The following is an 18,393-nucleotide window of genomic DNA, read 5'->3' as shown; positions in this document are numbered from 1 at the left end:
CCGCCCGGCGGGCCCGCCCCGGGCGGCCGGGCGTCCAGGCGCCGGGCCGCGGCCGCCGCGACGGGGCCGCGCACCGCCGACGGGGCCTTGCGCCGGCTCGTCCCGCAGGCCCTCGTCGTCGCCGTCCTCGCCGGCGGCACCAGCGCCTTCCTCGCCGACGACAAGGCCGTCCGGCTCAGCGTCGACGGCACGCCCCGCACCCTGCACACCTTCGCCGACGACGTGGCCGAGCTCCTCGCCGACGAGGGTCTCGCCGTCGGCGCCCACGACCTCGTCGCCCCCGACCCCGCCACCGCCCTCGCCCACGGCGACGAGATCGTCGTCCGCTGGGGCCGCCCCGTCGACCTCACCCTGGACGGCCGCAGCCACCGCCTGTGGACCACCGCCCGCACCGTCGACGAGGCCCTGCGGGAACTCGGCGTCCGCGCCGAGGGCGCCCACCTCTCCGCCTCCCGCTCCTCACCCATCGGCCGCGACGGCCTCGCCCTGCACGTCCGCACCGAACGCGCCGTCACCTTCCTGGCCGACGGCCGCGAACGCACCGTCCGCACCAACGCGGCGACCGTCGCCGAGGCCCTCGACCAGGCAGGCATCGCCCTCGACGGCGACGACACCACGTCCGTCCCGCTCACCGACTTCCCCCGCGACGGCCAGACCGTCACCGTCCTGCGCATCACCGACGGCCACGAGATCCGCGACGAGGCCGTCCCCTACCGCACCCGCCGCGTCGACGACCCCACCCTCTTCAAGGGCACCGAGGTCGTCGCGCAGCCCGGCCGCCAGGGCCTGCGCCGCATCACCTACCAGCTCCGCACGGTCAACGGCGTCCGGCAGAAACCCCGCAGGATCCACGAGGAGACCGTCCGCGAACCGGTCACCCAGGTCGTCAAGGTCGGCACCAAGCCCATGCCGACCTCCGTCGCCGGAGCGGACGGCCTCGACTGGGCCGCCCTCGCCCAGTGCGAGTCCGGCGGCCGCCCCGACGCCGTCGACCCGTCCGGCACGTACGGCGGCCTGTACCAGTTCGACCCCGGCACCTGGCAGGCCCTCGGCGGCACCGGCCGCGCCCAGGACGCCCCCGCCGCCGAGCAGACATACCGGGCGAAGAAGCTCTACGTGCAGCGGGGGGCGAGCCCGTGGCCGCACTGCGGCCGTAGGCTGTATCGGTGAGCACCACCGAACCCGACGCCCTCCTCGGCCCCGCCGACATCCGCGAACTGGCCACCGCCCTCGGGGTGCGCCCCACCAAGCAGCGCGGCCAGAACTTCGTCATCGACGCCAACACCGTGCGGCGCATCGTCCGCACCGCCGAGGTGCGCCCCGACGACGTGGTGGTCGAGGTGGGGCCGGGCCTCGGCTCGCTCACCCTGGCGCTGCTGGAGGCGGCGGACCGGGTCACGGCGGTGGAGATCGACGACGTCCTGGCCGAGGCCCTTCCGGCCACCATCGCGGCCCGCATGCCGGCCCGCAAGGACCGCTTCTCGCTGGTCCACTCCGACGCCCTGCACGTCCGGGACCTCCCCGGCCCGCCCCCCACCGCCCTCGTCGCGAACCTGCCCTACAACGTGGCGGTGCCCGTCCTGCTCCACATGCTCGACCGCTTCCCGACCATCGAGCGGACCCTCGTCATGGTCCAGGCGGAGGTCGCCGACCGGCTCGCCGCCGCACCCGGCTCGAAGGTGTACGGGGTGCCCTCCGTGAAGGCCAACTGGTACGCGGAGGTCAAGCGCGCCGGGTCGATCGGCCGCAACGTCTTCTGGCCCGCGCCCAACGTGGACTCCGGCCTGGTGTCCCTGGTCCGCCGGGAACCGCCCCGGACCACGGCGACCAAGGCGGAGGTCTTCGCCGTCGTCGACGCCGCCTTCGCCCAGCGCCGCAAGACGCTGCGCGCCGCGCTGGCCGGCTGGGCGGGCTCCCCGGCGGCAGCCGAGGCCGCCCTCGTCGCGGCCAGGGTGTCCCCGCAGGCCCGGGGCGAGGCCCTGACCGTCGAAGAGTTCGCCCGTATCGCGGAGGCACGAGCAGCGTGAGCATCACCGTACGAGTCCCGGCCAAGGTCAACGTCCAGCTCGCCGTCGGCCCGGCCCGTCCCGACGGCTTCCACGACCTCGCGAACGTCTTCCTGGCGGTCAGCCTGTACGACGAGGTCACCGCGACACCCGCGGACACCCTGCGCATCACCTGCACCGGTCCCGACGCGGACCAGGTCCCGCTGGACCGCACCAACCTGGCGGCCCGCGCGGCGGAACTCCTCGCCGCCCGCCACGGCATCGCCCCGGACGTCCACCTCCACATCGCGAAGGACATCCCGGTCGCCGGCGGGATGGCGGGAGGCAGCGCGGACGGCGCGGGCGCGCTGCTCGCCTGCGACGCCCTGTGGGGCACGGGCAGCAGCCGCGACGACCTCCTGGACATCTGCGCCGAACTCGGCAGCGACGTGCCGTTCTCCCTGGTCGGCGGCGCGGCCCTGGGCACCGGCCGCGGCGAGCGGCTCACCCCGCTCCCGGTGGGCGGCACCTTCCACTGGGTCTTCGCGGTCGCGGACGGCGGGCTGTCCACGCCCGCGGTGTACAAGGAGTTCGACCGTCTCACCCCGGACGCGCAGGCCCCGGCGGCTTCCCGGCAGCTCCTGGACGCCCTCCGCACCGGCGACGCCGCAGCCCTGGCGGGCGCCCTGTCGAACGACCTCCAGCCCGCGGCGCTGTCCCTGCGCCCGTCCCTCGCCGACACCCTCGCGGCCGGCACGCGGGCCGGGGCGCTGGCGGGCCTCGTCTCCGGCTCCGGCCCGACGACCGCGTTCCTGGCCGAGGACGCGGCGGCCGCCGACCGGATCGCCGCGGCCCTGCGCGCTTCCGGCACCTGCCGCGCGGCCCGCACGGCGACCTCCCCGGCCCCGGGCGCCACCCTCACCGCACACTGACCCGGGCCGCCACGCCAGGTCCGGGACTCGGGGCGGGCAGCCTCCCTTCCCGGGCCGTCAAGCAGGCCGCCACATCCGGTGCTCCGGGCAGGCGGTCCACGCTCCCCGGCCCACTCGTGGGCCCGGGAAGTGACCGGTACGACGGGCCTGCGCGAGGCCGCCCCGCGATCCCCGGCAGCCCACCGTGCCTCCCCCAGCCCCCAGCCCACACCCCCAGCTCACGGCCCGCAGCCCGCAGCCCTCGGGATCGCCGCCGGACCCGAGCGGCCCCGGCGGCGACGCCGCGGCAGGGCTCCACGCTCCCCGGTCCTCTCCGCCGTCCCGGGCCGGCCGGCGGACCGCCACCGGCGGCGAACGGACCGGCCCGGGCCCCGCAGCCACCGTGCATCGTCCCGCGACCCGGGCACCGCCCCGGCCGCGGGAGCCGTCAGGCCGGGGGCTCGCAGCCGTGCCGCTCGGCGGAGCGGGAGGCGAACGCCTGCAAGGCGGAGCGCAGCGACGGGTGGTCCAGGGCCCAGCCCGTCGTCCGGTGCGACGTCGTACACCGCCGTACCGCCCGCCCCGGGGCAGCGCGCCGTCATGCGGTAGCGGCCGGACGCCGACTCGGCGGCGCCCTTCGCCGACCGCACGTCGCCCGCAGGTCCCGCCAGCGCCGCCTCGCCGTACGGCCCGTACGACGCCGTCAGCGTGTACAGGGCCGCGCCCAGCCGGCTGCCCAGCACGCAGCGCTCGACCGCCGCCGGCTCCGCCGCCGTCTCCACGGCCGTGCCGACACCCCACCGCCGCGCCGTGTCCGCCGCCAGCACACCGGCGCACGTCCCCGACGCCCGGTCCAGCGGCTGCGGCTCCCGGCCCTCGCCGGCCGCCGGCGCGGCCACCCGCTCCAGCGGCTCCGGCGCGCGCTCCGGTTCACATCCCGTGCGGCGGGCGTGGGACAGGGTCGTCTCCGTCAGCACCCGCGTCAGCGCCACCCGGGCGTCCTGCGACCGGAAGTCCGCGCCCTGCTTCGTCCGCCCGTCGGCCCACGCCAGCAGCCCGTCACCCGGCTCGGAACCGCAGTCCACGAGCAGCACCACCCGCGCCCGGTCCGTCTCCCGGGCGTCCACCTCGTCGCTGCCGCCGGTCGCGGTCCCGTACGTGAAGGAGCCCGTCCACCCGCCGCCCAGCGGCACCGCCGCCGCGCCCGGGTCCACGGACTCCCCGGCCGCGAACGGCTCGTCGACGTTGCGTATCCCCACCGTCACCGACGCGTCGCCGTCCCGCGCCGGATCGGCGGCGGTGACGGAGCACTCCCAGCCGTCCTGCCGCAGCTCGCTCGACGCCGTGAGCTCCACGCCCGGCAGCAGCCCCCGCACCTCCTGCGCCGCCAGGTCGCCGTCGCAGGCGCTGTCGAGGGCCTGGTCGTTGCGCCACGCGTCGTACCCGCCGGACATCCAGAAGGTCCCGCCGGCCGCGATGACGACCGCCGCCGTCGCCAGAGCCGCCAGACGGGCCCCGCGGCGTCGCGTCGACGGGGCCTGCTCCGGGTCCGGCGTGCTGTCCTTGCTCATGTCCGTTCCTCGCCTTTCGGATACGGGTCGTGCAGTGGCCGTACGGCCGTTCGTACGGACACGGACACGCGGTACGAAGCCTTCCGGTTCTCCGCGGGCCCGATTTCCGTCACCCCTCGGCGGGGGCGGGCGCCAGCGTCGACCGGGCCAGTTCGAACGCGGGCAGCATCGCCTCGTGCTCCGCGTCGTCCATGCCGCCCAGTGACAGGACCACCGCGCCCCGCGGCGTGGCGACGGCCAGCGCCCGCGACTTCTTCTGCTGGTCCAGGAGCTCGACGGTCGTGACGTACGTCACTTCCGTGGCCGTCAGCGCGCCGGCCCGCACCTCCCGGTAGACCGCCCCCGACGGCGCGGTCTCGGCCGCGACGAACGCCTCCAGCGTCGCGCGGGCGGTGGCCGACGCGTCGTCGTTCACGTAGACCCGCAGGAAGCCGATGTGCCCGGCGGGCTTCGCGTCGATCTCGCACGCGGTGGTGACCGGGCCCTGCACGGCCAGCGCTTCGAAGAGCTCCTTCTCCTGCTCGCCCTCGGGGGGCGCGACCGCCTTCGGCTTCCAGCCGGCCGCCAGGCCGAACGTCACCGGCAGCGGGCACGCCGACCCCGGGGCGCCCACCACCCCGCCCGCGGCGACGGCCCCGGGTCGCTCCCCGCCGTCTCGCCCCTGCCCGGCGTCCGCGCCCGGCCCGGCCGTCCGGCCGTTTCCGGACGCCTCGCCGGCCGCCGACGCCGACGCCTTGCCGGGCGCCGGTTCCGGCGCCGCCGCGCAGCCCGCCAGCAGCAGCCCCACCACCAACGCCCCGGCCGCAGCCGCCCCCCGCACCACCACGCCAACCCCTCCCGCCGAACGATCGCCGCACGCTATCGCACCGCCCGAGAGCTCCTCCGGGCGCCCACTACCCTGGAAGGTCGATCCGCAGCGTCGCCCCACATCAGGAGTGAAATGGCCGCCAATCTGGTCAATGTCGAGGCCGTCAGCAAGGTGTACGGCACCCGTGCCCTCCTCGACGGGGTGTCCCTCGGCGTCTCCGAGGGCGACCGGATCGGCGTCGTCGGCCGCAACGGCGACGGCAAGACCACCCTCATCCGCGTCCTGGCCAAGCTGGAGGAGGCCGACGGCGGACGCGTCACCCACAGCGGCGACCTCCGCCTCGGCGTGCTCACCCAGCACGACTCCCTCGACCCGGAGGCGACCGTCCGCCACGAGGTCATCGGCGACCTCGCCGACCACGAGTGGGCCGGCAACGCCAAGATCCGCGACGTCCTCACCGGCCTCTTCGGCGGCCTCGACCTGCCCGGCTTCCCGCAGGGCCTCGACACCGTCATCGGCCCGCTGTCCGGCGGCGAACGCCGCCGCATCGCCCTCGCCCAGCTGCTCATCGCCGAGCAGGACCTCATCGTCCTGGACGAGCCCACCAACCACCTCGACGTCGAGGGCATCGCCTGGCTCGCCCGCCACCTGCGGGAGCGCCGCTCCGCCCTCGTGTGCGTCACCCACGACCGCTGGTTCCTCGACCAGGTCTGCACCCGCATGTGGGACGTCCAGCGCGGCTCCGTCCACGAGTACGAGGGCGGCTACTCCGACTACGTCTTCGCCCGCGCCGAGCGCCAGCGGATCGCCGCGACCGAGGAGGCCAAGCGGCAGAACCTCGTCCGCAAGGAGCTCGCCTGGCTGCGCCGCGGCGCCCCGGCCCGCACCTCCAAGCCCCGCTACCGCATCGAGGCCGCCAACGCCCTCATCGCCGACGTCCCGCCGCCCCGCGACACCAGCGAGCTGATGCGCTTCGCGTCCGTCCGGCTCGGCAAGACCGTGCTGGACCTGGAGGACGTGACCGTCACCGCCGGACCCAAGACGCTCCTCCAGCACGTGACGTGGCAGCTCGGCCCCGGCGACCGCATCGGCCTCGTCGGCGTCAACGGCGCCGGGAAGACCTCCCTCCTGCGGGCCCTCGCCGAGGCCGCCGCCAGTGAGGGCGAGAAGCAGCCCGCGGCCGGCCGCATCGTCGTCGGCAAGACCGTCCGCCTGGCCTACCTCTCCCAGGACGTCGCCGAACTGCCGCCCACCCTGCGGGTCCTGGAGGCCGTGCAGCAGATCCGCGACCGCGTCGACCTCGGCAAGGGCCGCGAGATGACGGCCGGACAGCTCTGCGAGCAGTTCGGCTTCACGAAGGAGAAGCAGTGGACGCCCGTCGGCGACCTGTCCGGCGGTGAGCGCCGGCGGCTCCAGCTGCTGCGGCTGCTGATGGCCGAGCCGAACGTCCTCTTCCTCGACGAGCCCACCAACGACCTCGACATCGAGACCCTGACCCAGCTGGAGGACCTCCTCGACGGCTGGCCCGGCTCCCTCGTCGTCATCTCCCACGACCGCTTCTTCGTCGAGCGCACCACCGACCGCACGTACGCGCTGCTCGGCGACGGCGCCCTGCGGATGCTGCCCCGCGGCATCGACGAGTACCTGGAGCGCCGCGAGCGCATGCTCCAGTCGGCCACCGGCGGTCCCGCGGGCGCGGCGGCCTCGGGGGGCGCGGCGCCCGCCGCCAAGGCGGAGAAGGCGGCGCGGGTGGTCTCCGCCGCCGAGGCGCGCGCCGCGAAGAAGGAGCTCCAGCGGATCGAGCGGAAGCTCGACAAGCTCTCCGAGCAGGAGACCAAGCTGCACGCCGACATCGCCGACGACCCCACCGACTTCGCGAAGGTCGCGGAACTCGACGCGCGCCTGCGGGAACTCGGGTCGGAGCGCGAGGAGTTGGAGCTGCGCTGGCTGGAACTCGCCGAGGACGCGTAGCGGGCTGCCCGCACCGGGCGGCGCCTCCCCGCCGCCCGGCGGGGAGTGGCGCCCCACTGGTGGAGGAGGCGTGGAGAGCCGATAACGGGGGCGTCACGGGCCGGTCCTCCCTTGGGAACAGGGGTGGTCCGCCCCCTGGGGCGCGGAGGGGCGGGTGGTAGAAAGAAGCCCCGCTCGACTTACGTAACAGTGCGACATCCCTGTCCGATTCGCTCCATCCCGGCGACGAGCCTCGCGTCGGGATAGCGGGGGAGGCCGGTCGGTTCAGCGGACCGCACCGAAGGGGGAAGCGCTGATGACTCAGCCGCCCAGCCAGCAACCGCCGCAGGGAGGCTCCGGGTCTCCGCAGGACCCCCAGGGGGCACCTCAGCCGCCGAGCGCACCGCCGAGCGCGCCCCCGGGTACGCCCCCGGCCGCCCCGCCGCCGAGTGCACCCCCGGCCCAGCCGCCCGCTCCCGGCTACGGATACCCGCAGGCCCCCGGCCAGCCGCCCGCCCCCGGCCAGCCGCCCGTGCCCGGCTACGGATACCCGCAGGCCCCTGGCCAGCCCGGCCCCTACGGCCAGCCCGCGCCGGGCCAGCCGAATCCTTACGCCCAGCCCCCCGGCGCATACGGCCAGCAGCCGAACCCGTACGGGCAGCCCGGCACGGCGCCGCAGCCCGGCCCGTACGGCCAGCAGCCCGGCCCCTACGGCGGCTACCCGCCCCAGCCCCCGTACCCGGGCGCTCCCGTCCCGGCCGGTGCCCCCGGCTCCGGAGGCGGCGGCTTCTTCAAGGGGCGGCCCGGCATCGTCATCGCGGCGGCCACCGCCGGACTGCTCGCCGTCGGCGGCGTCACCTGGTGGGCCGTCAGCGGCGACGACGACCCCGAGGCGCCGGTCGCCAAGCCGTCCGCCCCCGCCACCGCGCAGGAACCGAGCGGCGCCGCGTCCGCCGAGGTCGACAAGGGCGACGGCAGCGGCGGTGGCCGCGCCCAGGACGACGACCTCAACGCCGGCCGGCAGCCCGGCGAGGCCAAGGTCGAGTGGCTCGTCAAGAACGACCAGGACCTCCCGCGCAACGGCGCCGACGTGTTCGGCCCGTGGGTCGTCGGCGACACCATCGTCAAGGCCCTGTACCGCAAGATCGAGGGCTTCTCCGTCGCCGACGGCAAGAAAAAGTGGAGCCTCCCCTTCCAGACCGACATCTGCCAGTCGGCGCCCGCCCCGAACGCGGACGGCATCATCGTCATCAGCGTCAAGGACGGCACGGGCGACCGCGCCAACTGCCGCGTCATGCAGCAGATCGACCTCAAGTCCGGCAAGGCGGGCTGGAAGAAGGAGATCCCGCAGGACGGCGGGCCGTTCAGCAAGCTGTCCGAGGCGTCGCTGGCGATCGCCGGCAACACCGTCACGGCCGCCGGCACCGGCAACTCGTACGGCTTCTCCCTGACCGACGGCAAGCAGCTGTACGGCCGGCCCGACGAGACCTGCAAGCCCTTCGCCTTCGCCGGGGCGGGCGCCCGTCTCATCGGGGCGGCGAGCTGCCCCGTCGACGACTACGCCAACCCGCAGCACGAGGTGTGGGACGTCGACCCCGCCACCGGGAAGCCGAAGTGGAAGTACCGGCTCAAGCGCGGCTGGTCGGTCGACAAGGTCTACTCCGTCAGCCCGCTCGTCGTGAACGTCGTGAACAACGAGAAGAAGCAGCGCGCCGTCCTGGCCCTCAAGGACGACGGCACCCAGCGCTCGCAGCTCTCCAGCGGCCGCGACGAGGGCTTCCGCGCCGAGTGCAGCGGCGGACTCATCGTCTTCGGCGAGAACCTCCAGGACTGCGCCGGCGTGGTCGCCGACGCCGACACCTTCTACATGGCGACCGAGCCGACGAGCGGACTGCGCGGCACGAACGAACTGGTCGCCTTCGACCTGAACACGGGCAAGCCCAAGTGGCGGACCAGTGCCGGCTCCGAGAGGACACTGGTGCCGATCCGCAAGGAGGGCGCCGAGGTCGTCGTCTACATCAAGCCCACCTACGACAGCGGCGGCGCCGTCGCCACCGTCTCCGCGACCGGCGGCAAGCCGAAGGTGCTGCTCCAGCACCCGTCGTCGGTGGCCCGCGTCGAACGGGACTTCTGGAGCACGCGGTACGCCTACGCCGGTGGCCGGTTCTTCCTCGCCAGCGGCCGGGTCAGCGCCCAGAACGACAAGGCCGAGCTGGAGACCAAGACCATGATGGCCTTCGCCAAGTAGCCCCTGCCGCCGCCCAGAACCCTTCCCGAGGTACGGACACACCACACCATGACCCAGCCGCCCCCTCCCCCGAACCAGCCCCCGAACCCGCCCTCGGCGACCCCGCCGGACCAGCCCCCCGCGGACCCGTTGGCCAAGCCGCCGACACCTCCGGCCGGCCAGCCGCCGGCGCCCGCACCCGCCGGCCCGCCGCAGGGCGCAGGCTTCGGCGCACCGCAGCAGCCCCCGGCCGGCGGGTTCGGCGCACCGGCCCCGCAGCCCGAGGGCGGGTCGTCCTACGGCTACCCGCAGGCGCCCGGTCAGCCGCCCGCCCCGCAGCCGCCGACGGTGGCCGCGGGGTCCGGCTACGGCTTCTCGCAGGCGCCGGGCGAGGCGCCCGGTCAGCCGCCCGCCCCGCAGCCGCCGACGGTCGCCGCGGGGCCCGGCTACGGCTTCCCGCAGGCGCCGGGCCAGGCGCCCGGTCAGCCGCCCGCCTACGGCTACCCGACGGCGCCCCTGCACCAGGCAGCGCCCCAGCCCCCCGCGCCGGGCGGCGGGCTCGGCCGGAAACTGTCCCTCAACGCGAAGATCGTCCTCTCGGCCGCCGTCGCCTGCGCCCTGATCGTCGGCGCCGGCTTCTGGTACTCGTCCACCAAGGGCGACGACGCCAAGCCCGCCGCCCAGGGCGGCTCCGCCGAGGCCGGCGGCGGCAAGGGCGAGGAGAAGGGCGCCCTCGGCGGCGGCAAGGAGAAGCCGCCCGCCGACGTCAAGGCCCGGGTCGGTTTCCAGGTCCCGGCGCCCCAGGTCAAGGAGTCGGTGACGATCCAGGGCCACTGGCTCACCGAGAAGACCTATGTGAAGCCGCACATCGACGGCATCATCGGGTACGACCCCGACAAGGGCACCAAGCGGTGGACGCTGCCGCTGCCCGGCGAGCTGTGCTGGTCTGCGCGGCACGTCAAGGACGGCAAGACCGCGATCCTGTTCCAGGACGCCAAGCCCACCAAGGAGCGGAAGTACCCGGGCTGCACCGAGGTCGGCGTGATCGACCTGGACGCCGGGAAGCTCCTGTGGACCAAGTCGGTCGAGGGCGGCACGTCGGGCGACCGCAAGATGACCTTCGACGAGGTGACCGTCGGAGGCGACGCGGTCGCCGCGGGCGGCGTCCACGGCGGCGCGGCCTGGGACCTGGCCTCCGGCACGGAGCGCTGGCGGCACCAGGACAACACCGAGCGCTGCCGCGACCAGGGCTACGGCGGCGGCGAGGCGCTCGTCGCGGTCCGCCAGTGCGGGGACTACGAGAGCCCGGTCTACCTCGTCCAGGTCCTCAACCCGGCCGACGGCGCCCCGACCGCCACGTACACGCTGCCGGCCGGCGCCGACCGGGCGGCCGTGGTCTCCAGCAAGCCGCTCGTCGTCGCCTCCGACATCGGCGACAGCGCCGGCGACGGCTCCGGCATCTCGGACTACTTCGTCATCGACGAGAAGACCGGCAAGCTGAAGGCGAAGATCGCGGCGGACGCGGACCGCTTCGACGGCCGCTGCCGCGAGGTGGAGGGCTGCGAGAAGATCGTGGTCGGCAACGGCCGCCTCTACCTGGCGACCGAGGACCACCAGGGCAGCGGCGAGGAGTACAGCCGGGTCAACGAGATCGTGTCGTTCGACCTCGCCACCGGCAAGCCGACCAGCGACAAGGCCGAGGGCGGCCAGAACCAGTCGATCCACCCCGTGCGCATGGACGGCAGCAACCTCATCGCCTACCGCGAACCGGCCTACCAGAAGGGCGGGCAGATCATCAGCCTCGACGGCGGTTCCTTCAAGGAGACCGTGCTGCTGGAGACCCCGCAGGACCGCAACATCAGCAACGCCGAGCGGTCCCTCACCGGTCGCGCGCCGATGATCTACCAGGACGGGCGGCTCTACCTGTCCGACACGTTCATCTCCGACTTCGCCACCAACGGCGAAGTCCGCTACACCGCGCTCATGTTCACCACGAAGAAGTAGCGACTGCCCCCGGCGGCCCGGCGCGTCCCCGCGATGCGCCGGGCCGTTGCCGTCGCCGTCGTGCGTCAGCTTGAGTCCCTTCAAGTAGCCCTGATTGGCGAAGATTTCGACACTGTGGGGGGCTTCTCGCCGGTAAAGGGCGCAGAACGTCGAACAAGCGTGTAGCTTGCCGGGGCATGGAGGGGACGGGGAGCCTTTCCAGGGGGAGGGGTTTTCTCATGGGCGTGCGGCTGATGGTCGTCGACGACCACCGCCTGCTCGCGGAGGCACTCGCCTCGGCCCTGAAACTGCGCGGCCACCGGGTGCTCGCCGCGGCCGCACCGGCCGCGGGGGCCGCGGAACTGGTCGTCAGCCGCGCCCCCGAGGTGTGCCTGCTCGGCACCGCGACGCCCGCCGAACCGGGCGCCTTCGACCCCGTCGTACGGATCAAACGGGACCGCCCGCAGGTCGCCGTCGTGGTCCTCGGGCCCGTGCCCAGCCCGCGCGGCATCGCCGCCGCCTTCGCGGCGGGCGCCTCCGGATACGTCCGGCACGACGAGCGCATCGAGGGCGTCGAGCGTGCCATGACGAAGGCCCGCGCGGGCGAGGCCGCGGTGGCGCCGCAACTGCTGCAGGGCGCCTTCACGGAGCTGCTGAACCCCGCCGCCCAGCCCGACGACGAGGGCCAGCGACTGCTCCAGATGCTGACGCCGCGCGAGGTGGAGGTCCTCGTCCGGGTCGCGGAGGGCGAGGACACGCGGCTGATCGCCGCCGGCATGGGCATCGCCCCCAGCACGGCCCGCACCCACGTGCAGCGGGTCCTGATGAAGCTGGGCGTCGGCTCCCGGCTGGAGGCGGCCGCGCTGGCCGCCCGGACGGGGCTGCTGGACCGCGCGTCGGCAGGCGTCGCCCGCATCCCCCACCAGCTCTGACCCCCCGGGCCCGGCTGTTCCCCGCGCCCGCCCCGTCGCCGTGCCCCGTCCGCCCCGCGGGAGCGCCTCGCGGCGTCCCCGGCGCGGGTGCCCGAGGGCCGACCGCGTCCCCGGGCCGCTGCACGGCCGCGCGGCTGCTCCCACCCGATTCCCCGCGGTGCGGCCCCGAGCCCGCCGGCGACCCGCTCCCCCCTCGCGCCTGCCGGCGCCGCGCGTCCCTTCCGCGCCGGCGCCGTGCGTTGACGCCCCTGTTCGTTTGTGGTTCATTGCGTCTGATTCTGTTTGGTGGATGGGTTGTTTGGGTCGGTTGTGGCGCGAGGAGCCCGAGTGAAGAAGACCCCCGTCCGGCTCGCCGACGGCCGCGAGCTCGTGTACTACGACTCCCGCGACGACGTCGTGCGCGACGCCGTCGACCCCCGCCCGCTCGACCCGGTCCCCACCGGTTCCGACATCCGGTACGACGCCCTGCTCGGCGACTCCGTCGTCATCGCCCCCCACCGCAACAGCCGCACCCACCAGCCGCCCGCCGACGCGTGCCCGCTGTGCCCGTCGCGCGGGGACCGGCACGGCGAGATCCCCGCGGACGACTACGAGGTGGTGGTCTTCGAGAACCGCTTCCCCTCCCTCTCCGGGGAGTCCGGCCGCTGCGAGGTCGTCTGCTTCACCCCCGAGCACGACGCCTCCTTCGCCGACCTCACCCCGGCGCAGGCCGCCCTCGTCCTGGACGTGTGGACCGACCGGACCGCGCAGCTCGCCGCCCACCCCGCCGTCGAGCAGGTCTTCTGCTTCGAGAACCGGGGCGCCGAGACCGGCGTCACCCTCACCCACCCGCACGGCCAGATCTACGGCTACCCCTTCACCACCCCCCGCACCGCGCTGATGCTGCGCCGGGCGGAGGCGTACCGTGAGCGCACCGGCGGGAACCTGTTCGACGACCTGGTCGCGCGCGAGTGGGCGGGCGAGCGGATCGTCCTCGCCGCCGACCACTGGACGGCCTTCGTGCCGTACGCCGCGCACTGGCCCTACGAGGTGCACCTGTACCCGAGCCGCCGCGTGCCCGACCTGAGGACCCTGGACGACGCGGCCCGCACAGAGTTCCCACAGGTCTACCTGGAACTCTTGAGGCGCTTCGACCGGATCTTCGACGGCGGGGGGCGGCCGGCCGCGGACGAGCCGCCGACCCCGTACGTCGCCGCGTGGCACCAGGCGCCGTTCGGCGACCCGCGGCGCCACGCGTTCGCTCTTCATCTGGAGCTTTTCACCATTCGACGGACTTCCGGCAAGCTGAAGTTCCTCGCGGGTTCCGAGTCCGGCATGAGCGTGTTCGTCAACGACGTGCCACCGGAAGCCGCGGCCCGGCGACTGCGAGAGGTAGCAAGCGCATGAAGTACCTGGTAACCGGCGGGGCGGGCTATGTCGGCAGTGTGGTCGCCGCCCATCTGCTGGAGGCCGGTCACGAGGTCGCCGTCCTGGACGACCTGTCCACCGGCTTCCGGGCCGGCGTCCCCGACGGCGCGGCCTTCGTGGAGGGCCGCGTCCAGGACGCGGCCCTCCACCTGGACCCGTCGTTCGACGGGGTCCTCCACTTCGCCGCGTTCTCGCAGGTCGGCGAGTCCGTGGTGAAGCCGGAGAAGTACTGGGACAACAACGTCGGCGGGACGATGGCGCTGCTCGCCGCCATGCGCGAGCACGGTGTGCGCCGCCTCGTCTTCTCCTCCACCGCCGCTACGTACGGGGAGCCCGTCTCCACACCGATCACCGAGACCGACCCGACCGCGCCGACCAGCCCGTACGGCGCGTCGAAGCTGGCCGTCGACCACATGATCGGCGGCGAGGCCGCCGCCCACGGCCTGGCCGCCGCGTCCCTGCGCTACTTCAACGTGGCCGGGGCCTACGGCCGTTTCGGTGAACGCCACGACCCCGAGTCGCACCTCATCCCGCTGGTCCTCCAAGTGGCCCTCGGCCGGCGCGAGGCCGTGTCGGTGTACGGCGAGGACTACCCGACCCCCGACGGGACCTGCGTGCGCGACTACATCCACGTCGCCGACCTGGCCGAGGCGCACCTGCTGGCCATGGGCGCCGTCACGCCGGGCGAGCACCTCGTGTGCAACCTCGGCAACGGCAACGGCTTCTCGGTGCGCGAGGTCATCGAAACGGTCCGCGAGGTCACCGGGCACCCGGTCCCCGCGGTCGCCGCCGCCCGCCGCCCCGGCGACCCCGCCGTCCTCGTCGCCTCCGCGGCCACGGCGCACGAGCGGCTCGGCTGGAAGCCGTCGCGGCCCGATCTCGCCGGGATCGTGGCGGACGCCTGGGCCTTCGCCCGGGGGCGGGAGGAGGAGGGCGTGGCGTGACCGCCACGGCCGCGGCGGAGGAGTCGCCGCCCGGTTCGAGGAGCTGTACGGCCGCGCGCCGGACGGCGTGTGGGCGGCTCCCGGCCGGGTCAACCTCATCGGCGAGTACACCGACGTCAACGGCGGCTTCGTGATGCCGCCGGCGCTGCCCCACACCGCGGTCGCCGCGGTCGCCCGGCGCGACGACGGCGTCCTGCGGATCCACTCCGCCGAAGCGGCCGACGCGGCCACCCTCGCCCCCGGCGGCGGCACCGGCTGGGCCGCCTCCCCCGCGGGCGTGCTGTGGGCACTGCGCGAGGCGGGCCACGAGGCCGTCGCGGACGGAGCCGACATCCACCTGTCGTCGACCGTCCCCACGGGTGCCGGACTGTCGTCCTGCGCCGCGCCGGAGGTGGTCACCGCCCTCGCCCTGAACGACCTGCACGGCCTCGGCCTGTCCGCGCAGCGGCTGGCGGTGGTCGCGCAGCGCGCGGAGAACGCCTTCGCCGGTGTGCCGTGCGGCGTCATGGACCCGATGGCGTCCGCCTGCTGCGCGGAGGGACATGTCCTGCACCGCGGGGGCCCGCAGACTCCTCTGACGCCCCGGCACCGGGCGGGCATCGCCGCTGCGGCGGCGCCCCCGGTCGACGCCGGCACCTCCGACGGGCTCCCGGCGGACGGCCGCCTCCCGCGGGCAGTCCCTCGACGGCTGCCCCGGGACGGCCTCCGGACGGCCGTCTCTCCCGGCCGCCCCCGGACGGCAGCATTCCGACGGCTGCCGCCCGGACGGGCGCCTGCCGGACGGGCGCCTGCCGTGCGTGCGGCCGGACCGGTTGCGGGGCGCCAGGTCCCCGAGCGACAGCTATGGATCTTGGGTTGTCGTTTTCCGCCTCGGAACGACACAGCCGAACCACGGGAAACACCCTGGTCGGTCAGTTCTGCAAATCACCTTCCTGTGCGCCCGTACGGCCGTACGCTGATGAGCGGTACCGGTGGGGGCCGGTGCCGATCAGGGGGCGAGACAGCCGGGTACGGCGCCCGGGGTGGGGCTGTGGTCACTGCACGGCGGCGGCCGTGCGCGCGTGTGCACGCCCCACTCCAGGCGCCGTACCCGCGGCTGCCGATCGCTCCTCGACACATGGGGGTGTCAGTGGTCCGTATCCGGGTTCTCGTAGTCGATGATCACCGGATTTTCGCCGAGTCGCTCGCCGCGGCCCTCGCGGCCGAGCCCGACGTGGACGTCTCCGCGGCCGGCAGCGGTCCCGCCGCGCTGCGCTGCCTGGACCGTGCGGCCGCGGAGGGCCGCAGGTTCGACGTGCTGCTCGTGGACGCCGACCTGGGCTCGGGCGCCGTGGCCGCCGTCGGCGCGCCGCCGCCCGTGGCCCGCGTCGTCCCGGACAGGGCGGCGGACGGCGTCGTCGACGGCATCTCGCTGGTGGCCGGCGTCCGCCAGGCCCACCCGGCCGCGCGGGTCGTGGTGCTGGCCGAGAAGGACGACCCGCGGCGCGCCGCCCTCGCGCTCCAGGCGGGGGCGTCCGGCTGGGTCGCGAAAGACTGCTCCCTCCAGCGGCTGCTGGGCGTGATCCGGGGTGTGCTGCGCGACGAGACGCACCTGGCGCCCGCGCTGCTGACGGGCGTGCTGCGGGAGATGACGGCGGCGCGCAAGCACCGCACCGAGAGCGAGCGGCTGGTGGAGTCCCTCACGCCGCGCGAGCGCGAGGTGCTGCGCTGCATGGTCGCGGGACTCGGTCGCAAGGCAGTCGCCGAGCGGCTCTTCCTGTCCCCGCACACCGTCCGCACCCATATGCAGAACGTCCTGGGGAAGCTGGGCGTCCACTCCACGCTGGCCGCCGTGGCCCTGGCCCGCCGGGCGGGCGTCGGCCCGGCCGAGTCAGCCGGGAACGTTGTCGAACGGGGCAGTCAGCTGGCGTAGCAGCGCGGCGAGGTCGGCGCGCTGGGCGCGCGGCAGCCGGGCCAGGATGGCCCGCTCCTGCTCCAGCAGCCCGGCCAGGGCCTGGTCGGCGCGGTCGCGTCCCTCGGCGGTGAGGCGGACGAGCACGCCGCGCCGGTCGGTGGGGTCGGGCAGCCGCTCGACCAGGCCCTTCTTCGCGAGCCTGTCGATGCGGTTGGTCATCGTGCCGGAGGTCACCAGGGTCTGCGTGAGCAGCTGGCCGGGGGAGAGCTGGTAGGGGGCGCCCGCGCGGCGCAGCGACGTCAGCACGTCGAACTCCCACGGCTCCAGCTGGTGCTCGGCGAAGGCGAGCCGGCGGGCCCGGTCCAGGTGGCGCGCCAGCCTGGAGACCCGGCTCAGCACCTCAAGCGGCTCCACGTCGAGGTCCGGGCGCTCGCGGCGCCATGCAGCGACCAGTCGGTCGACCTCGTCCTCCATGACTGATCAGTGTACGTGATCTGTCGACATGAAGTCTCTTGATGTCAAGTCTCTTGACGTAAAGCAATATCGGATCGGACGATTGAGGAGGGCGCGGGCAGAGCAACGTCCCTGAGAGATCACGCTCCGGCAAGGGGGAGAAGACCGTGCACACCACCCATTCCGCGCCCATCTGGGACCCACGGCAGTACCTTCGGCACGCCACGCACCGCACCCGCCCGTTCCTGGACCTGCTCGCCCGGGTCCCGGAACTGCCCGCCGCCCGGGACGGCAGGGCCCCCCGCATCGCGGACCTCGGCTGCGGCCCCGGAAACGTGACGGCCCTGCTCGCCGAGCGCTGGCCCGACGCCCGCATCACCGGCTTCGACCTCTCGCACGACATGCTGGACCAAGCCGCGGAGCAGTACGCCGGAACCACCCCCGGCGGGGGCCACCTGGACTTCCGCCACGCCGACGTCGCCCACTGGACCCCGGACGAGCCCTACGACCTGATCATCTCCAACGCGGCCCTCCAGTGGGTCCCCAACCACCCGGAGTCCTTCGCCGCCTGGCTCGACGGCCTCGCCCCCGGCGGCACCCTCGCCTTCCAGGTGCCCGCCAACTTCACCTCCCCCAGCCACGCCCTGCTCGGCGAACTGTGCGAGACGCCCCAGTGGCGCTCCCGCCTCGGCGACCACGGCCGCCGCTTCGTCCACATCCTGGACGCCGCCGACTACCTGGGCCGCCTCACGGACCTGGGCTGCGCCACCGACGTCTGGGAGACCGTCTACTGCCAGCTCCTCCAGGGCGAGGACCCCGTCCTCGACTGGGTGAAGGGCACCGCACTGCGGCCGGTCCTCACCGAGCTGGACGACGACGGGGAAGCCGTCGCCGAGTTCCTCTCCCAGTACCGCGACCTGCTCCGCAAGGCGTACCCGCCCGGCCCGCACGGCACGGTCTTCCCGTTCCGGCGGGTCTTCGCCGTCGCCCGGAAGGGGGACGGACGCTGACCGCCGTCGACCGCGTCCAGCCGGCCGCGCCCGCCGGGGCGGAGGACCTGCTGCACCGCTCCTACGGGGGCGCCCTCGGCATGACCGGGATCCCCAGGCCGCCCGCGCTCGCCGCCCGCGGGGGCAGCTGGTTCCAGGGTGGCGCGGTGCGGCTCCACCTCGGCATCGAGGCGGACTTCCGGCCCGCCCGCAAGGCCCACCCGGGCCTGCGGGGCACCGGCATCGACGCCTCCGCGGCCTGCCTCGGGGGACACGGCGCGCCCGTCGTCCGGGACGACCACCTGCCCGGCCACCGCCGCTTCTCCTCCGAGGATCCGG

At 74.8% G+C, this 18,393-nt stretch carries 15 protein-coding genes and 1 pseudogene; 13 read left to right on the top strand and 3 right to left on the bottom strand.

Going from position 1 to position 18,393, the window contains the following annotated elements; all coding sequences use genetic code 11:
• The 3 genes from BJP40_RS12105 to BJP40_RS12095 all read left to right on the top strand — a co-directional run.
• Positions 1 to 1,170, top strand: a 1,170-nt coding sequence (locus tag BJP40_RS12105) for a resuscitation-promoting factor (RefSeq protein WP_071280376.1), incomplete at its 5' end; no start/stop codon positions are given.
• Entirely contained in the window at positions 1,167 to 2,027 is an 861-nt protein-coding gene (gene rsmA, locus BJP40_RS12100; protein ID WP_071280375.1) for a 16S rRNA (adenine(1518)-N(6)/adenine(1519)-N(6))-dimethyltransferase RsmA, read from the top strand. The genes BJP40_RS12105 and rsmA, both read left to right, overlap by 4 nt.
• A complete protein-coding gene (locus BJP40_RS12095; RefSeq protein ID WP_071280374.1) occupies positions 2,024 to 2,917 on the top strand; it encodes a 4-(cytidine 5'-diphospho)-2-C-methyl-D-erythritol kinase in 894 nt (297 codons plus the stop codon). The genes rsmA and BJP40_RS12095 overlap by 4 nt, the downstream gene beginning before the upstream one ends.
• A gap of 218 nt (positions 2,918 to 3,135) precedes the next feature.
• Here BJP40_RS12095 and BJP40_RS36090 read toward each other — a convergent pair whose 3' ends face one another.
• Together BJP40_RS36090 and BJP40_RS34200 are read right to left on the bottom strand one after the other, a co-directional pair.
• Positions 3,136 to 4,467 carry a hypothetical protein gene (locus tag BJP40_RS36090; RefSeq protein ID WP_071280373.1) on the bottom strand — a complete coding sequence of 444 codons (1,332 nt, stop codon included), beginning with the start codon at positions 4,465 to 4,467 and terminating at the stop codon, positions 3,136 to 3,138.
• Between the two features lie 109 nt (positions 4,468 to 4,576).
• Complete coding sequence (locus BJP40_RS34200; RefSeq protein ID WP_071280372.1) at positions 4,577 to 5,293, bottom strand: lipoprotein; 717 nt, start codon at positions 5,291 to 5,293, stop codon at positions 4,577 to 4,579.
• A 114-nt stretch (positions 5,294 to 5,407) separates the two neighbouring features.
• Here BJP40_RS34200 and BJP40_RS12080 point away from each other — a divergent pair, with 114 nt between their 5' ends.
• The 8 genes and pseudogenes from BJP40_RS12080 (at position 5,408) to BJP40_RS35470 (ending at position 16,630) form a co-directional block, all read left to right on the top strand.
• Positions 5,408 to 7,246, top strand: a complete 1,839-nt coding sequence (locus BJP40_RS12080; protein WP_071280371.1) for an ABC-F family ATP-binding cassette domain-containing protein — start codon at positions 5,408 to 5,410, stop codon at positions 7,244 to 7,246.
• Between the two features lie 295 nt (positions 7,247 to 7,541).
• Complete coding sequence (locus BJP40_RS12075) at positions 7,542 to 9,473, top strand: PQQ-binding-like beta-propeller repeat protein (RefSeq protein WP_071280370.1); 1,932 nt, start codon at positions 7,542 to 7,544, stop codon at positions 9,471 to 9,473.
• Between the two features lie 48 nt (positions 9,474 to 9,521).
• Positions 9,522 to 11,456 carry a PQQ-binding-like beta-propeller repeat protein gene (locus tag BJP40_RS12070; protein WP_071280369.1) on the top strand — a complete coding sequence of 645 codons (1,935 nt, stop codon included), beginning with the start codon at positions 9,522 to 9,524 and terminating at the stop codon, positions 11,454 to 11,456.
• Positions 11,457 to 11,674: 218 nt separating this feature from the next.
• Positions 11,675 to 12,367, top strand: coding sequence for a LuxR C-terminal-related transcriptional regulator (locus BJP40_RS12065; protein WP_071272276.1), 693 nt, complete (start codon positions 11,675 to 11,677; stop codon positions 12,365 to 12,367).
• A gap of 327 nt (positions 12,368 to 12,694) precedes the next feature.
• Complete coding sequence (gene galT / locus BJP40_RS12060) at positions 12,695 to 13,753, top strand: galactose-1-phosphate uridylyltransferase (protein WP_071280368.1); 1,059 nt, start codon at positions 12,695 to 12,697, stop codon at positions 13,751 to 13,753.
• Complete coding sequence (gene galE / locus BJP40_RS12055) at positions 13,750 to 14,718, top strand: UDP-glucose 4-epimerase GalE (RefSeq protein ID WP_071280367.1); 969 nt, start codon at positions 13,750 to 13,752, stop codon at positions 14,716 to 14,718. The genes galT and galE overlap by 4 nt, the downstream gene beginning before the upstream one ends.
• A pseudogene (locus tag BJP40_RS36280) lies at positions 14,651 to 15,235 on the top strand (galactokinase); the annotation flags it as partial. The gene galE and the pseudogene BJP40_RS36280, both read left to right, overlap by 68 nt.
• A gap of 612 nt (positions 15,236 to 15,847) precedes the next feature.
• A complete protein-coding gene (locus BJP40_RS35470; RefSeq protein ID WP_071264691.1) occupies positions 15,848 to 16,630 on the top strand; it encodes a response regulator transcription factor in 783 nt (260 codons plus the stop codon).
• Here BJP40_RS35470 and BJP40_RS12045 read toward each other — a convergent pair.
• On the bottom strand, positions 16,589 to 17,086 hold the full coding sequence (locus BJP40_RS12045; RefSeq protein WP_071264693.1) for a MarR family winged helix-turn-helix transcriptional regulator: 498 nt from the start codon (positions 17,084 to 17,086) through the stop codon (positions 16,589 to 16,591). The genes BJP40_RS35470 and BJP40_RS12045 overlap by 42 nt on opposite strands.
• 146 nt (positions 17,087 to 17,232) lie before the next feature.
• Here BJP40_RS12045 and BJP40_RS12040 point away from each other — a divergent pair, with 146 nt between their 5' ends.
• Together BJP40_RS12040 and BJP40_RS12035 are read left to right on the top strand one after the other, a co-directional pair.
• Entirely contained in the window at positions 17,233 to 18,075 is an 843-nt protein-coding gene (locus BJP40_RS12040; RefSeq protein WP_071280366.1) for a trans-aconitate 2-methyltransferase, read from the top strand.
• A partial coding sequence (locus tag BJP40_RS12035; RefSeq protein ID WP_071280377.1) for a glyoxalase occupies positions 18,072 to 18,393 on the top strand: 322 nt, incomplete at its 3' end. The genes BJP40_RS12040 and BJP40_RS12035, both read left to right, overlap by 4 nt.

The organism is Streptomyces sp. CC53, from assembly GCF_001865245.1.
GTDB lineage: Bacteria > Actinomycetota > Actinomycetes > Streptomycetales > Streptomycetaceae > Streptomyces.
The sequence above is the reverse complement of the archived record's forward strand: the minus strand, read 5'-3'. Positions and strand labels throughout refer to the sequence as shown.

Bases quoted from the DNA above. Each gene is read 5' to 3' on its own strand.
- BJP40_RS12075 (WP_071280370.1), top strand. From the start codon at position 7,542: ATGACTCAGCCGCCCAGCCAGCAACCGCCGCAGGGAGGCTCCGGGTCT.
- BJP40_RS12070 (WP_071280369.1), top strand. From the start codon at position 9,522: ATGACCCAGCCGCCCCCTCCCCCGAACCAGCCCCCGAACCCGCCCTCG.
- galE (WP_071280367.1), top strand. From the start codon at position 13,750: ATGAAGTACCTGGTAACCGGCGGGGCGGGCTATGTCGGCAGTGTGGTC.
- BJP40_RS36090 (WP_071280373.1), bottom strand. From the start codon at position 4,467: ATGAGCAAGGACAGCACGCCGGACCCGGAGCAGGCCCCGTCGACGCGA.
- BJP40_RS12080 (WP_071280371.1), top strand. From the start codon at position 5,408: ATGGCCGCCAATCTGGTCAATGTCGAGGCCGTCAGCAAGGTGTACGGC.
- BJP40_RS12065 (WP_071272276.1), top strand. From the start codon at position 11,675: ATGGGCGTGCGGCTGATGGTCGTCGACGACCACCGCCTGCTCGCGGAG.
- BJP40_RS12045 (WP_071264693.1), bottom strand. From the start codon at position 17,086: ATGGAGGACGAGGTCGACCGACTGGTCGCTGCATGGCGCCGCGAGCGC.